Here is a 13,928-nt window from a genome sequence, read left to right as displayed (position 1 = left end):
ACAGGGACCTTTACCGATCCTGAACCGATGACAGCGCGGGCATCTTGCGGATTGCAGTTTTTTCTGCCCCGGGAACCGCAGTTTGCCGAACATTGCCAGGACGCCCATGGCAATCAAAAAGAGGGTCACGATCTTGATAATCACGTTACAAACCGAAACGTGCGTATGCGGCACGCTCCTCAAGTCCGGCAACCGCGTCCTGTGCCAAGGAGGCGCCGAACCGTGACCAGAATGGCTTGCGCAGCCCGTAACGGCGGAATTTTACTTTATCGCCAAACCGGTCCTGCATTTTGGGTTTGAGATGCGCGATGCCGTCGATCAGGCCAAGTTCATGCGCGCGGCGTGCCAGCCAGACTTCGCCAGTGAACAGATCAGCACCCGTTTCAAGCTTTGCCCCGCGTCGTGCTTTGACATGAGCAGTGAAGTTTTCGTGGATATCGCGTAGCAGGCCTTCAAGCCTTGCGACATCTTCGGGTTTTTCCGGGGCAAAGGGATCCAACATGGATTTCGAATGACCCGCCGTGTGCACTCGCCGTTCGAAACCTTGCCTCTCAAGGAAAAGATGTGCGCCGAACCCCGAAGAGATCACGCCAATCGAACCCAGTACCGAACTGTCATCGGCGTAAATCTCATCAGCTGCCGCTGCCAACCAATAGCCACCCGAAGCTGCCACATCCTCGACAAATGCGAAGACGGGAACATCCAGTTCTTTCGAAAGACGCTGAATGCGCGCACCGATCAATGAACTTTGGACCGGGGATCCGCCGGGCGAGTTGACCTCAAGCGCGACGGCGGCAGGTTTGCCTTTGCGAAATGCTTTTTCGAGAACCGGTGCCAGAGTTGTGTCAGACATCGACCCGCGCCCGGACATGCCGATTGCACCCGACAAGCGCACGACCGAAACGGTTGGCTGTTTTTTGAGAAACGGCAGGCTGACCTTCATGGGTGCCGATGTAGAGTGCGCCCACGCGGTAAACAAGGGAGCGGCTGACCGTTATCGGTCGCGTGAACGTATTTACTGAAGGTGATGGGCAAAAATGCAACGCCGTCCATGGCCTAACTCCGGATGCGCCAGCCAGTTTTGAAGATCCATCCGATGATGCCCAGACACACGCCGGTAAACGCCAGTATGGCCAAAAGGCTGAACATGATCGGCACATCGGCCAGGCCGTAAAACGACCAGCGAAAGCCTGAGATCAGATAGACGACCGGGTTGAACAGGGTGATGGTCTGCCACAGCGGGGGCAGCATCGAAATCGAATAAAAGGTACCGCCCAGAAAGATCAGCGGTGTCACCACGAGTTGCGGAACCAAAGACATCTGCTCGAAATTGCTGGCCCAGATGCCGATGATGAAGCCCAGCAAGGAAAAGCTGAGGCAGGTTAGGACTAGAAATGTCGCCATGGCAAGCGGGTGTTCAATACGCAAATCCACAAAGAATGCAGAGGTCACAAGGATCACGACACCCACAAACAGCGATTTTGTCGCTGCCGCTCCGACATAGCCGATGACGATCTCGATGAAATTCACCGGCGCCGAAAGAAGCTCATATATCGTTCCCAGAAACTTTGGGAAATAGATCCCGAAAGAGGCGTTCGAGATCGACAGCGTCACAACAGATAACATGACCAGCCCCGGAACGATGAACGCCCCATAGGATACGCCTTCGACCTCTTGTATGCGGCTGCCAATCGCCGTGCCAAAGACAACGAAATACAGCGATGTCGACAGGACCGGAGATATGAAGCTTTGCGCAAGGGTGCGGAAGAACCGGGCCATTTCGAACCGGTAGATGGCAGTAATGGCGGACCAGTTCATGTGGCTTCTCCCGACACCATATTGACAAAGATCTCTTCAAGGCTGGACTGACGCGTTTGTACATCGCGTAAAATCAGCCCGGCCTCGGCCACATCGTTCAACAGGGTGGTGATGCCAGTGCGGTCGGCGTTTGTGTCGTAGGTATAAACCAGCGCGTCACCCTTGCCATTCAGTTTGAGATTGTGTGCGGCCAGACTGTCGGGGACGGTTTGAATGGGCTGGGTCAGCATGACTTCGATCTGCTTCTTTCCCATCTGCGCCATCAAAGTGTCTTTGTCCTGAACCAGTAGCAGTTCACCCTTGTCGATGACGCCGACACGGTCGGCAATGGCCTCGGCCTCTTCGATATAGTGGGTGGTTAGAATGATGGTGACACCGGCCTGCTTCAACTCGGCCACGATTTCCCACATGTCTTTGCGCAGTTCGACATCAACACCTGCGGTCGGCTCGTCCAGAAACAGAACACGCGGCTCGTGTGCCAGCGCTTTTGCGATCAGAACCCGACGTTTCATACCGCCCGATAGTTCTTTGATCGCGTTTTTGCGTTTTTCCCACAAAGACAATTTGCGCAGAATTTCTTCGATACGTGCGTTGTTCTGCCCAAGCCCGAACAGCCCGCGCGACAATCGCACAGTGTTCCAGACCTTTTCAAAGGGTTCGAGCGCGATTTCCTGCGGAACCAAACCGATCATCCGGCGTGCTGCGCGAAAATCAGTCTGGATATCGTGGCCGCCGACGGTCACGCTTCCTGAGGTTGGCGTCGTTATTCCACACACCGTCGAAATCAGCGTGGTCTTGCCTGCACCGTTGGGACCCAGAAGAGCCAGGATTTCTCCCTGCTCGATGTCCAGAGACACGCCCTTTAGCGCCTCAAAACCTCCGGCATAGGACTTTCGCAAATCCCTGATGGACAGAATTGTTGTCATGCGCCTCCCCCGTTCTGGCGGCGACACTACCCTGCGAGTTAGCCACAGAACAGGCCCAATTCACACATTCTGCTCAGCTTTCCAATTGGCCTTTCCAGTCCGGGCTTGCATTTCCTGGCTGGCCCCGAAACCCTGCGCGGGCAGGAGGACTGGTATGTTAAGTGGAATTCGGATCATCGAAATCGAGGGCTTGGGCCCCGGTCCCTTTGCCGCCATGCTGTTGGCCGATCTTGGTGCAGATGTGATCACCATCCACCGCAAGGGTCAGGCCGCGACTCCGGGCCTGCCCGAACAGTCAATTCTGGATCGGGGCAAGCGGTCGATCAGCCTGAACCTCAAAGACCCGGCCGATCTGGATGTGGCCCGGCGCCTGATCGCCACGGCTGATGCACTGATCGAAGGGTTTCGACCCGGTGTGATGGAAAAGCTGGGCCTTGGCCCTGATATCTGTCGCGATCTGAACCCAAAGCTGATTTATGGCCGTATGACGGGTTGGGGACAGAACAGCTCCTTGTCCAAGAATGCCGGGCACGATCTGAACTATATCGCCCTGTCCGGGGCGCTCTGGTACGCGTCGCAACCGGACCAACCGCCGCAAACCCCGGCCACTTTGGTGGGTGATATCGGTGGCGGTGCCATGTATCTGGTCGCGGGCATTCTGGCCGGATTGCTGAATGCGGCACGCACAGGAAAGGGCACGGTCGTGGACGCCGCTATTTATGACGGCTCGGCCCATATGATGAACCTGCTGATGAGCCTGCGCCAAACCGGAAACCTGTCAGATACGCGCGGACACAGCCTTCTGGACGGTCCCCATTGGAGCCGAACCTATGCCTGCTCTGATGGTGGATTTGTGGCGGTGCAGTGCCTGGAGCCGAAATTCTATGCCGAGTTCCTGCAGATATTGGACCTGTCTGGCGATCCCGAATTTCGGCAGCAATATGATGCTTCCACCTGGCCCGCGCTGACCCGGCGGCTGGCTGAAATCTTTGCTGGCAAACCACGTGATCATTGGGCGGCGCTGTTTGCAGCAAGTGACGCCTGTGTTGCACCGGTGCTCAACCCGTCCGAAGCGCAGAACCATGCCATGAACACAGCACGCCAGATCTGGCTTGCCCCCGACGGTATGCTACAGGCCGCCGCCGCGCCGCGGTTTTCCGAGCGGGAGTGGAAGCCCAGACCCAGCCCGCGCCGCGGAGATCATACACAAGACATACTGGCCGAGCTGGACGCCCGACCCAAAGCCTAGCGGTTGCGCACTGCGTCGATCATACGCTGAACGTTGTCGGGATCGGCATCGGGCGTGATGCCATGACCCAGATTGAAGATATGCGGCCCTTTGGAGAATGCATCGACAATCCGCCGGGTCTCGTCCACCAGCGCTTGACCGCCGGTCACCATATGCGACGACGCCAGATTGCCCTGTACGCAACCATCCACCTGGACATGCTCGGCGCCCCATTCCGGCGAGACCGAATTGTCCAGCGCGACGCAATCAACCCCCGTGGTTTTGGCGAACCCGATATAGCCATCTCCGGCCTCTCGCGGGAATCCGATCACCGGGATGCCGGGGTGACGTTCCTTGATGGCCTGGGTGATTACGCGGCACGGCTCGACCGCATATTTGCGGAACGCCTCACCCTTCAGCGATCCGGCCCAGCTGTCGAATATCTTGACTACCTCGGCCCCGGCCTCGATCTGGGCTGAAAGATATTCGATCGTGGCCAGCGTGATCTGGTCCAGCAACGCTTCGAACAGCGCAGTATCCCCCTCGCGCAGCGCATGGGCGGGGCCTTGATCCGGGGTGCCGCGTCCGGCGATCATGTAGGTCGCCACTGTCCATGGGGCGCCAGCAAAACCGATCAAGGTTGTCTCGGACGGCAACTCCTGTGACAGGATGCGCACTGTCTCATAGACTGGCGAGAGTGTTTCGTGGATATCCTCGACCGATTTCAGCGCATCAAACTCGGATTGCTGCGTGATAGTCGACAAACGCGGGCCTTCACCGGTGACAAACCAAAGATCCGCACCCAGCGCCTGTGGTACCAGCAGGATATCCGCAAACAGGATAGCTGCATCGAACCCATAGCGACGGATCGGCTGCAATGTGACCTCGGCCGCAAGCTCGGGATTGTAGCACAGCGACAGGAAATCCCCGGCCTGCGCGCGCGTTGCACGATATTCTGGCAGATACCGCCCGGCCTGGCGCATCATCCAGATCGGAGGCACATCCTGCACCTGTCCTGCCAATGCCCGCAGCAGTTTCTTTGTTTCGGCCATCTCTGCCCCCAATCGTCTGGTTTGTGGCAACGGGTCTTCCTTCGGCGGCAATTTGTCAAGCTCTGCCCCCATTGTCAGGGCAATGTGACGCGACTAAAGCTGTGTCCATGACATTGACCCTGCCTTCACCCGCCTCACCGCTGAAAATCGGCACCCGTGGTTCGCCCCTGGCGCTGGCGCAAGCCTATGAAACCCGGCAGCGGTTAGGCACAGCCTTTGATCTGCCCGAAGATGCATTCGAAATCGTGGTGATCAAGACCACCGGCGACAATCGCGCGATGATCGACGCGGACCGCCCGCTGAAAGAGATCGGCAACAAAGGCCTGTTCACCAAGGAAATCGAAGAAGCGATGCTGCGAGGTGATATCGACATCGCTGTGCATTCGACCAAGGACATGCCGGTCGAACAGCCCGCGGGTCTTGTGTTGGACACGTTCCTGCCGCGCGAAGATGTGCGCGACGCATTTATTTCGCCCAGCCTGAACTCTATTCATGACCTGCCCAATGGCGCGGTGGTTGGCACCTCGTCTTTGCGCCGCCGGGCTCAGCTGTTGAACCGGCGCCCTGACCTGAATGTGGTCGAGTTCCGTGGCAACGTGCAAACGCGCCTGAAGAAACTGACCGATGGCGTAGCGGATTGCACGTTTCTGGCGATGGCAGGTATCCGGCGCCTGAATATGGACGACGTTCCCGCAACTGCTATCTCGCCCGAGGATATGCTGCCCGCCATTGCACAAGGTACAATCGGTATCGAACGTCGCAGTGACGATCCCCGTGCTGCAGGGATGTTGGAGGCAATTCATCATAGCGAAACCGGGTATCGACTTTTGGCCGAGCGCGCCTTGCTGGCCGCGCTTGACGGGTCCTGCGAGACTCCGATTGCCGGGCTGGCTGATATCAGTGGTGGCATTCTGCGCCTGCGCGGAGAAGTCCTGCGCCCGGACGGGTCTGATTCTATCGCTGAAGACGCCACTGGCGTGATTGGTGATGGTGCAGAAATGGCGCGCGCAATGGCCGAAAAACTACTGACAAAGGCCGGCCCCGGGTTCTTTGATTGGAAGAATTGAAGAAAAATTTATTTAATGTGAACTAGTTCACTGTCGCGCTTCCAAAGATCAGGCATTAAGGATGCACACCGATTGAGAAATCGGGTTGGTCTCGAAGAAGTCGAAAGTTTTTGTTAGTCTGTCCATTTTTAAGTGGTATTCGAGGGGGCGAGACCAAACCCCGACATTCAGTCAGTAAGGGCCGCTGTCTCATTAAGACGGCGGCCCGTTTACTTTTGGGTGCCTTAAATCGCCGCGACGTCTTGAACCGCTTGCACAATCGCGGCCCGCTGGTGAAGCGATGTCAGTACATATAATTGCCTGGCTTCAAGACTGGATGCGCGGGTCAGTGGAATGATCCTCGTGCCATGGGGCTAGAAAATTCGTCGCATTTTCTTAACCGGCGTAAAGTGGAAGCGTTGATAGTACCTGTAAGAGGCGTAGAGTGCATCAGCGCATCGCTTCATAGTGACGATTACCGGAGACCAAAATGGCCGAGACTTTCGACGAAGATCTGTTCCTCAGAGGGCTGGAGCAACGCAAAAGCACCCTGGGCGCGGAATATGTTGAGAAAAACCTGGCTTCCGCCGACGATTTTACCCGGCCGTTTCAAGAGGCAATGACCGCTTGGTGCTGGGGTTTCGGCTGGGGCGACGATGTGATTGACGCCAAGACCCGGTCAATGATGAACCTGTCCATGATCGGCGCGCTGGGCAAGATGCACGAATGGGAACTCCACTGTCGCGGCGCCATCAGCAACGGCGTCAGCAAAGAAGAAATCCGGGCCATTATTCACGTGATCGGCATCTATTGTGGCGTGCCGCAGGCGCTGGAATGCTTTCGTGTCGCGCGCAAGGTTCTGGACGAGGCAGAGACAACCTCTGAGACATGATCATGAATTGAACTGTGCCCAAGCTGCATCAAGCTGAGGGGATTTTCGGGCCCGGTTTGGCAGGTGTCTGAAACACACAACGGCGCCCTTATATTTGCGGGTGTCGCAAGTTGCCGATTCCTCTATTTCTCTTAGTCCGCGTTGTTGATCCGGCCGCGTAATTCTTCGGCCTCCTGCCGCGCGGCGCGCAACCCGTCCATGGCAGCGCCTAGTTCCGCCTCGGTCTGGGTCAGCTGATTGGTTAGCTCGGCCTCACGCTGTTGCAGATAGGTGATGGCCTGATCGCGGGTTTCTTCGGCCTCATGCAATTCCTGGCTCATGCGATCCAGATCGGCGACGTCGCTTTGGCGAACACGAGACAGACGATGGGCCAGCCAGTTGGCGAACCACCCCATGCAGAAGGCTGCGAACAGGATGATGGCGGTGGCAATGATGAATTCTATTCTGTTCAACTTACTGATCCTCTGCGCCGGTATCTGCGGCGTCTTCTGGCGTCTCTGTCTCGGCCTCCAGCGCCTCAAGCCCGGTCTCGGAATTGGCAATGGGCTCGGGCCGGATCAGGCGGAATTCAATGCGACGGTTTTCTTCTCGGCCAGCCTCGGTATCGTTGTCTGCGATCGGTTCCGTTTCGCCATATCCCACGGCCGAATAGCTTGAGGTCGGAATGCGGCGTCCGCGCAGCTCGTTCAGGATCGACTGAGCCCGCGCCTGGCTAAGCTGCTGGTTCATCTCTTCGCGGCCCTGACTGTCTGTATGGCCTTGAATTTCGATCCGGATGGGGCCGCATTCGCGCATAATCTCGGCGATCTGATTGACGGTATCGCGCGAATCCGCTGCAACCGTGGCCGATCCCGGTTCGAATGCGATTTTGCTGCTGGCCTGAACCTCAGCAAGCTGGTCTTCGCACAGCTCTGGGTCGGGCAGGCTGTCTGCGGGTTTCGGCGGCTCTTGATAGGTGATCGAAAGGGTGAAACCTTTGGCATCCCCAAGCTTTTCCGACAGCAATCCGGCGATACGGGCTTTGGCGTCCGGGTCGTAGCTGACCCCGCTGAGAGAAACGTCGTCAGGGGTAACAGTCAGAGCGCCGTTATGCAGCAGAGACAACGCTTCCAGCCCCGCCAGAACACGCACCGGCCAGTCTGCGGGTAAGTCGGAGGCGATGCGGGTGGCGGTATAAACCTGTTCCGATCCAAATGCCGCGCGGGCAAAACTGTCGGCCATGTCGCGCGATGTCTCATTGCTCAGACGACCGCGCATTTGGACCAGCCCTTCGGGGCTGCGCGTGGTCGAGAACTCGGGGGGGCCGGTGGATTCGGCGGTTTCGGGTTCGGGCAGGACGGCGTGCAGGGCGAAAACCTCGGGCAGCGCATTTTCCAGCTCGCCCACCACACGGTCAAAGACCCCAGCCTCTGTTCCCTGCGCCGCCACCAGCGTGATATCCGCATCCGAAATCGTGACCGAACCCTGACCAATCTTGGACAGGGCACGAATGCTGAGCGTTGCCGCTTCGGGCCAACGGGGTGAGGGCACGCCCAAACCGATTGTACAGTTAAACGGGCCAGCAAGGCCTGCCTCTTTGGCAGCAGCGACGATGGCATCCCGCGCTTTTTCATTCTGGGCCGAGCAGGCATCGAACTGGCCGCCGTTGGCATCAATCAGGTAGCGCAGTGTAAAGGGGGTGATTACGGGGCGCGGAGCCGAGATCGACAACCCGATTCGCAAACTGGGAGGTGCTGCGCGGGTCAGGCTCTGTTCCAGTCGTTCTTTTTCCCGAAGGCTGTCTGCAATGGCGGTGATTTTCACCAAACCGGGGCTGGCCGATATTTTGGCGCGCGGCAGGCGGGTCAACGCTTCGAGCGCATAGTTCAACGCGTCGTCCCAGCCTTCGGGTATAGGGTAATCCGCCGTTTCCATCAGGTCCGAAACGGTGTCGCCGTCCATCCGGCGCAACCTTTCGATCAACTCGCTGCGGTCTTGGCTTGCGGGTATCAGACCAATAATCGAAATACCGCTGTCGTTTCGCAAAATTTCAGCGGAAAAGCGCGGTGCTGCCAGTTGCCGGGTGGGGGCGACCTGCATGTCATCAATAACGCGTGAGGTATCAACCTCGGTCCCGGCTGCGGTCAGCGCATTGAACCGCGTTGCTTCGTCAATGGCTGTGCCGGTCAGGACAACGCGCAGGCCATCGGATTCGACTTCGGCCCAGTCATGCCCTTTTAGGTCAAGCGCACGCCGCACGGCGAGTTCCGACGCTTCTTCGACTTTGGTTACCGCATATCCTGCGGCCACGAGCGAAAGGCTGGCCGAAACGAGGAATATCAGGGAGGCAGCTAGGAAATAGGGCAGGCGCATGTGCGGGCAGACGACTCCTGAAGTTATTGAGCAGGACTCTTACAGAGGCCCGCGCCGAGGTGCAATCAGAGCAGCACAGCAATGCAAAGGAAGATCAGCGGAATAAGGCCGGTGTCACGATTGGCGCGGAAAAGTTGCAGTAATTTGGCGTTGTCTTCAGTGTCCAGCCCACGCAGTTGCCACGTCATGTGCCATCCCATCGCCCAAGGTCCGGCAAGTGCCACGAACATGGCTGTAATCGGCTCCTGCCCTGTCATGGCGTCGATAATGGCCAGCGCCATTAGGGATACAGTGGCGACCAGGAAATACTTTAACCAATGCGCAGTATTTGTCCCGAACAGGCGGGCGGTGGATTTGATACCGATCAGCTCGTCATCCTCGGCGTCCTGATGCGCATAGATCGTGTCGTAGAACAGCGTCCAGGCGATGCCGGCCAGGTACAGAGTGATAGCCGGGCCGCCGACCGTTCCAGTATGCGCGGCCCAGGTCAGCAGGATGCCCCAGTTGAAGGCCAGTCCTAGAAATACCTGTGGCCACCAGGTGAACCTTTTGGCGAAGGGGTAGACAGCGACGGGCAACAGGGACAGCACGCCCATGGCGATGGCGGCCTGGTTGAAGCTCAGCAGAACCAACAGTGCCAGCAGGCATTGCAGCACCATCCAGATCGCGGCCTGCCGAACACTGACCTGCCCGGAAGGGATCGGGCGCGACCGGGTCCGTTCCACTTTTGCATCAAAGTCGCGGTCCGAAATGTCATTCCAAGTGCAGCCCGCGCCGCGCATCAAAAAGGCACCGATGGCACAACCGATGGCGATCCAGAGGTCCTCCCACCGCGGGGTGCCGTCGCTGAGGATGGCCAGCGCCAGCCCCCACCAGCAGGGGATCAGCAGCAGCCATGTGCCGATAGGCCGATCGGCCCGGCTCAGCCGCAGGTAAGGGCGCGAGAATTCCGGCGCATAGGTGTCGACCCAGTTGCCGCTGACCGCATCAGCGACCTGACCGTCTGGTGTTGGCGCATTGCCTTGCATATGTAAGGTCTCATGAGTGCAAAGATCAGACTGTATGTAGAGCACCCTTTGGGTCCGGGGCAATCGGTAGAATTGACGCGCGAGCAGGCACATTACCTGTTCGGTGTCATGCGCCTGGCTTTGGGGGGGCAGGTTGCCTTGTTTAACGGACAGGACGGAGAATGGCAGGCCAAAGTGGCCGAAGCGGGAAAGCGTGGCGGTGTACTGACCTGTGTCGAACAGACCAAACCGCTGCAACGGCCACCCGACCTGTGGTTCCTGTTCGCCCCAATCAAAAAGGCACGCACCGATTTCATCGTTGAAAAGGCGGCGGAAATGGGTGCGGCGCGGATCATGCCGGTGCAGACAGAATTCACCAATTCCGAACGTATCCGCCAGGACCGCTTGCAAGCCCACGCGGTCGAGGCCGCCGAGCAATGCGGAGGTACCTTTGTGCCCGAGGTCGCCGATCTGCAGCGGCTGGACCGAGTTCTGGATAGCTGGCCCGAGGGGCGTCAACTGATGTTCTGTAACGAGGCCGAGGTCGGCTCGGCCCTGCGCCTGGCGGCGAATGAAAAGGGGTTGCCATGGGCGATCCTTATCGGACCCGAGGGCGGCTTTTCCCAACGTGAGCGCGCCCGGCTGACCGCCTTACCCTATGCCCATGTCGTCAGTCTTGGCCCGCGTATCCTGCGCGCGGATACAGCAGCCGTTGCGGCTCTGACCATGTGGCAGCAGGCGTTGGGGGACTGGTCATGATTTGGCGTCTCGCGCAGGAGGCGGATCTACCGAAGATCGACCAGTTTCTAATGCGCCACATTCAGACGTCGATGTTCCCCTTGGCCAATCTGCGTGATTTTGGATTGCGGGGCACGGACCGACGTGCCGTTAATATCTGGGTGTTGGGCGACGATCCCCGTGCGGCGTTCTCCATCACGAATGAGGGCATGGTTTTACCGCAATGTCCCGATTGCACAGATGAAGAACTGGCCGCTGCGATTGATCTGATCCGGGGGCGTGCCTTGTTTGGAATGGCGGCTGAGGCAACACAGGCCCGCCGGATCATGCGTCTTGCGGGGTGGGAGGAACGGCCGGCAACGCTGAACAGCGATGAACCGGGTTTCACGCTGGATTTGGAACAGCTTGCTATTCCGGATGCCACAAGCGCAGAATTGGTGCCTTTGGGTGCGTTTGATCGTGAAATCGTCGAAAGGTGGCGGTCTGACTACCTGATCGAAGCAATGGAATTCAATTCGTCACGAGCGCAAAAACAGTCTGGCTTGGATTGCGACGCCTATACCGCACGTGATTCTCATCGTGTGTTGCTGGTCGACGATCGGCCTGTCGCCATGACTGGTTTTAACGCGCGGTTGCAAGAAGTCGTGCAGATTGGTGGGGTCTTTACACCTCGTGAAATGCGCGGCCGTGGATATGCGCGTCTGGCCGTCGCGCTGCATCTGGAGGAGGCGCGCCGTACGGGTGCGAAACGCGCGGTTTTGTTTGCGGCTTCCGATTCCGCTGCGCGTGCTTATATCGGTATCGGTTTTCAATCCGCGGGGCAGTACTCGCTCATCCTGTTCATAAACCCAGAGGATACCGCATGAGTTTCATCCGACCCGAAGCGAAACTGGCCCTGTGGCGCTGGCGCGAAGTGCTGGTTGCCGGTGTCATTCTGTTGGTTGGCCTCAGCTGGATCAGCGGCCCGGGTGGGTTGCTGGGCTGGTTGGGCTGGGTTTTGGTGGCGGTGTCGCTTGCACTGGCCGTTATCGGGGTTCAGCGCTCCAGGTTTCGCACCGGCGTCGGTGGCCCCGGAGTTGTGACCATCGACGAAGGCCAGATATCTTATTTTGGCCCGCTGGACGGTGGCATGGTCGCGACGCGGGAAATCGAGCGGTTGGCGTTGGACCCATCCTCGAATCCGGCGCATTGGGTGTTGGAACAGCCTGGCCAGCCGACACTTCACATTCCTGTGAATGCCGAAGGGGCCGAAGCGCTGTTTGACGTGTTCTCGGCGCTGCCGGGGTTGAAAACAGAACATATGTTGTCGGAATTGAACGGTGGGGCCGTACATCCCGTAGTAATTTGGGAGCGTCAGCCGATGCGCCCTGCGCATATGCGGTTGCATTGACACCGCCGTCGTTTGCGACCACGACTGACCAACAAGACAGACACATCAGGATCGGAGCACGGTTCATGTCCATCCCCCAGTCCGGCGGCGGACCGATCGAACGCCACGAGCAACTTGCCGAATATCTGGAAGCGGGCTGCAAGCCCAAAGCCGATTGGCGCATCGGAACCGAACATGAAAAGTTCGGCTATTGTAAAGACTCACTGAAACCGCTGCCATTCGAAGGCACGCGGTCGATTGTGGCGGTGCTTGAAGGGCTGCGTGACCGGCACGGCTGGGCCGAGGTGCGCGAAGCGGGCCACCTGATCGGTCTGGAAAAAGACGGGGCCAATGTCAGCCTTGAACCGGGCGGTGCACTAGAGCTGTCGGGTGCGCCGTTGGAGACGATCCACGAGACCTGCGACGAGGTGAACACCCACCTGCGCGAGGTTAAGGATATCGCTGATGAAATCGGCGTGGGCTTTATCGGTCTGGGCGCGGCCCCGATCTGGACCCATGAGCAGATGCCTCTGATGCCCAAAGGCCGTTATCGGCTGATGAACGATTACATGGAGAAAGTCGGCTCGATGGGTCGTGCCATGATGCGGCGCACTTGCACGGTTCAGGTCAATATCGACTTTGGGTCCGAGGCCGACATGGTGCAGAAACTGCGCGTGGCGCTGGCTTTGCAGCCGGTGGCGACGGCGCTGTTTGCCAATTCACCCTTCTTCGAAGGACAGGTCAACGGCCAGAAAAGCTGGCGCAGCCATATCTGGCGGCATCTGGACGATGCACGCACCGGTATGTTGCCCTTTGTGTTCGAAGAAGGCTTTGGGTTCGAGCGCTACGTGCAATACGCGTTGGATGTGCCGATGTACTTTGTCTATCGCGATGGCCAGTATATCAACGCGCTGGGCATGTCCTTCCGCGATTTCCTGCAGGGCAAACTGCCCGCGCTGCCGGGTGAAACACCTACCCTGTCCGATTGGGCCGATCACCTGACCACCGCCTTCCCCGAGGCGCGGATCAAGAAATTCATGGAGATGCGCGGCGCGGATGGTGGCCCGTGGCGGCGTCTGTGTGCGCTGCCTGCCTTCTGGGTTGGCCTGACCTATGATCAGGGCGCGCTGGATGCGGCCTGGGATCTGGTCAAGGGCTGGGATGCCGAAACGCGCGAGGAACTGCGCGTTCAGGCGGCCGTCAATGGCCTGCAGGCGCAGGTTGGCGACATCAACATGCATGATCTTGCCCGCGAAGTGGTTGCGATCTCGGAAAGTGGTCTCAAGGCCCGGGCCTATCCCGGCGCAGGTGGTCTGGTTCCCGATGAGACGCATTTCCTGAACGCGCTGAAGGAGAGTCTCGATACCGGCAAGGTTCCGGCGGATGAGTTGCTGGAACACTACAATGGCGACTGGAACGGCGATCTGACCCGAATTTATCCCGAATACAGCTATTGACCCACCGCGTCCCGCTTGCATTCGCGGGGCGGGGCCGATAGCA

The 13,928-nt window shown here is 58.6% G+C and carries 14 protein-coding genes; 7 read left to right on the top strand and 7 right to left on the bottom strand.

Annotation, left to right across the window (positions count from 1 at the left end):
- Positions 1-145: 145 nt before the first annotated feature.
- The 3 genes from AC2FH6_RS07005 to AC2FH6_RS06995 form a co-directional block, all read right to left on the bottom strand.
- Positions 146-943, bottom strand: a complete 798-nt coding sequence (locus tag AC2FH6_RS07005; protein ID WP_142635281.1) for a S49 family peptidase — start codon at positions 941-943, stop codon at positions 146-148.
- A 113-nt stretch (positions 944-1,056) separates the two neighbouring features.
- The gene (locus AC2FH6_RS07000) at positions 1,057-1,818 is read right to left on the bottom strand and encodes an ABC transporter permease (RefSeq protein ID WP_142635283.1); all 762 of its coding nucleotides are present in this window, start codon (positions 1,816-1,818) and stop codon (positions 1,057-1,059) included.
- Positions 1,815-2,744, bottom strand: a complete 930-nt coding sequence (locus tag AC2FH6_RS06995; RefSeq protein ID WP_142635285.1) for an ABC transporter ATP-binding protein — start codon at positions 2,742-2,744, stop codon at positions 1,815-1,817. The genes AC2FH6_RS07000 and AC2FH6_RS06995 overlap by 4 nt, the downstream gene beginning before the upstream one ends.
- A 154-nt stretch (positions 2,745-2,898) precedes the next feature.
- Between AC2FH6_RS06995 and AC2FH6_RS06990 the strand changes: the two genes are divergently transcribed.
- Positions 2,899-3,993, top strand: coding sequence for a CaiB/BaiF CoA transferase family protein (locus AC2FH6_RS06990; RefSeq protein WP_496701832.1), 1,095 nt, complete (start codon positions 2,899-2,901; stop codon positions 3,991-3,993).
- Here the strand turns inward: AC2FH6_RS06990 and hemE are convergent.
- The gene (hemE, locus tag AC2FH6_RS06985) at positions 3,990-5,024 is read right to left on the bottom strand and encodes a uroporphyrinogen decarboxylase (RefSeq protein WP_496701831.1); all 1,035 of its coding nucleotides are present in this window, start codon (positions 5,022-5,024) and stop codon (positions 3,990-3,992) included. The genes AC2FH6_RS06990 and hemE overlap by 4 nt on opposite strands.
- Positions 5,025-5,131: 107 nt before the next feature.
- On the opposite strand from hemE, the gene hemC reads away from it, so the two are divergent.
- Together hemC and AC2FH6_RS06975 are read left to right on the top strand one after the other, a co-directional pair.
- On the top strand, positions 5,132-6,091 hold the full coding sequence (gene hemC, locus AC2FH6_RS06980) for a hydroxymethylbilane synthase (RefSeq protein WP_271948580.1): 960 nt from the start codon (positions 5,132-5,134) through the stop codon (positions 6,089-6,091).
- 469 nt (positions 6,092-6,560) lie between these two features.
- Positions 6,561-6,962, top strand: a complete 402-nt coding sequence (locus tag AC2FH6_RS06975) for a carboxymuconolactone decarboxylase family protein (protein WP_496701829.1) — start codon at positions 6,561-6,563, stop codon at positions 6,960-6,962.
- Positions 6,963-7,093: 131 nt separating this feature from the next.
- Here AC2FH6_RS06975 and AC2FH6_RS06970 read toward each other — a convergent pair whose 3' ends face one another.
- The 3 genes from AC2FH6_RS06970 to ubiA all read right to left on the bottom strand — a co-directional run bounded on the left by AC2FH6_RS06970 (position 7,094) and on the right by ubiA (position 10,342).
- The gene (locus AC2FH6_RS06970) at positions 7,094-7,414 is read right to left on the bottom strand and encodes a hypothetical protein (protein ID WP_142635291.1); all 321 of its coding nucleotides are present in this window, start codon (positions 7,412-7,414) and stop codon (positions 7,094-7,096) included.
- Position 7,415: 1 nt separating this feature from the next.
- Positions 7,416-9,314, bottom strand: coding sequence for an OmpA family protein (locus tag AC2FH6_RS06965; protein WP_496701828.1), 1,899 nt, complete (start codon positions 9,312-9,314; stop codon positions 7,416-7,418).
- Positions 9,315-9,379: 65 nt separating this feature from the next.
- A complete protein-coding gene (gene ubiA / locus AC2FH6_RS06960) occupies positions 9,380-10,342 on the bottom strand; it encodes a 4-hydroxybenzoate octaprenyltransferase (protein ID WP_496701006.1) in 963 nt (320 codons plus the stop codon).
- A 12-nt stretch (positions 10,343-10,354) separates the two neighbouring features.
- Between ubiA and AC2FH6_RS06955 the strand changes: the two genes are divergently transcribed.
- The 4 genes from AC2FH6_RS06955 (at position 10,355) to AC2FH6_RS06940 (ending at position 13,885) form a co-directional block, all read left to right on the top strand.
- Positions 10,355-11,080: a 16S rRNA (uracil(1498)-N(3))-methyltransferase gene (locus AC2FH6_RS06955; RefSeq protein WP_496701827.1), complete on the top strand. Its 726-nt coding sequence runs from the start codon at positions 10,355-10,357 to the stop codon at positions 11,078-11,080.
- Complete coding sequence (locus tag AC2FH6_RS06950; RefSeq protein ID WP_496701826.1) at positions 11,077-11,925, top strand: GNAT family N-acetyltransferase; 849 nt, start codon at positions 11,077-11,079, stop codon at positions 11,923-11,925. Before AC2FH6_RS06955 ends, AC2FH6_RS06950 begins: the two co-directional genes overlap by 4 nt.
- A complete protein-coding gene (locus AC2FH6_RS06945; RefSeq protein WP_496701825.1) occupies positions 11,922-12,449 on the top strand; it encodes a hypothetical protein in 528 nt (175 codons plus the stop codon). Before AC2FH6_RS06950 ends, AC2FH6_RS06945 begins: the two co-directional genes overlap by 4 nt.
- 65 nt (positions 12,450-12,514) lie before the next feature.
- Positions 12,515-13,885: a glutamate--cysteine ligase gene (locus tag AC2FH6_RS06940; protein WP_496691856.1), complete on the top strand. Its 1,371-nt coding sequence runs from the start codon at positions 12,515-12,517 to the stop codon at positions 13,883-13,885.
- The last annotated feature ends 43 nt before the right edge of the window (positions 13,886-13,928 follow it).

This window comes from Ruegeria sp. CDSC045 (assembly GCF_059610725.1).
Note: the sequence above shows the minus strand (reverse complement) of the source record. Positions and strands in the feature narration are given on the sequence as shown.

Coding starts and splice junctions, on each gene's coding strand:
- AC2FH6_RS07005 (WP_142635281.1), bottom strand. CDS start 943: ATGAAGGTCAGCCTGCCGTTTCTCAAAAAACAGCCAACCGTTTCGGTC.
- AC2FH6_RS07000 (WP_142635283.1), bottom strand. CDS start 1,818: ATGAACTGGTCCGCCATTACTGCCATCTACCGGTTCGAAATGGCCCGG.
- AC2FH6_RS06995 (WP_142635285.1), bottom strand. CDS start 2,744: ATGACAACAATTCTGTCCATCAGGGATTTGCGAAAGTCCTATGCCGGA.
- AC2FH6_RS06990 (WP_496701832.1), top strand. CDS start 2,899: ATGTTAAGTGGAATTCGGATCATCGAAATCGAGGGCTTGGGCCCCGGT.
- hemE (WP_496701831.1), bottom strand. CDS start 5,024: ATGGCCGAAACAAAGAAACTGCTGCGGGCATTGGCAGGACAGGTGCAG.
- hemC (WP_271948580.1), top strand. CDS start 5,132: ATGACATTGACCCTGCCTTCACCCGCCTCACCGCTGAAAATCGGCACC.
- AC2FH6_RS06975 (WP_496701829.1), top strand. CDS start 6,561: ATGGCCGAGACTTTCGACGAAGATCTGTTCCTCAGAGGGCTGGAGCAA.
- AC2FH6_RS06965 (WP_496701828.1), bottom strand. CDS start 9,314: ATGCGCCTGCCCTATTTCCTAGCTGCCTCCCTGATATTCCTCGTTTCG.
- ubiA (WP_496701006.1), bottom strand. CDS start 10,342: ATGCAAGGCAATGCGCCAACACCAGACGGTCAGGTCGCTGATGCGGTC.
- AC2FH6_RS06955 (WP_496701827.1), top strand. CDS start 10,355: ATGAGTGCAAAGATCAGACTGTATGTAGAGCACCCTTTGGGTCCGGGG.
- AC2FH6_RS06950 (WP_496701826.1), top strand. CDS start 11,077: ATGATTTGGCGTCTCGCGCAGGAGGCGGATCTACCGAAGATCGACCAG.
- AC2FH6_RS06945 (WP_496701825.1), top strand. CDS start 11,922: ATGAGTTTCATCCGACCCGAAGCGAAACTGGCCCTGTGGCGCTGGCGC.
- AC2FH6_RS06940 (WP_496691856.1), top strand. CDS start 12,515: ATGTCCATCCCCCAGTCCGGCGGCGGACCGATCGAACGCCACGAGCAA.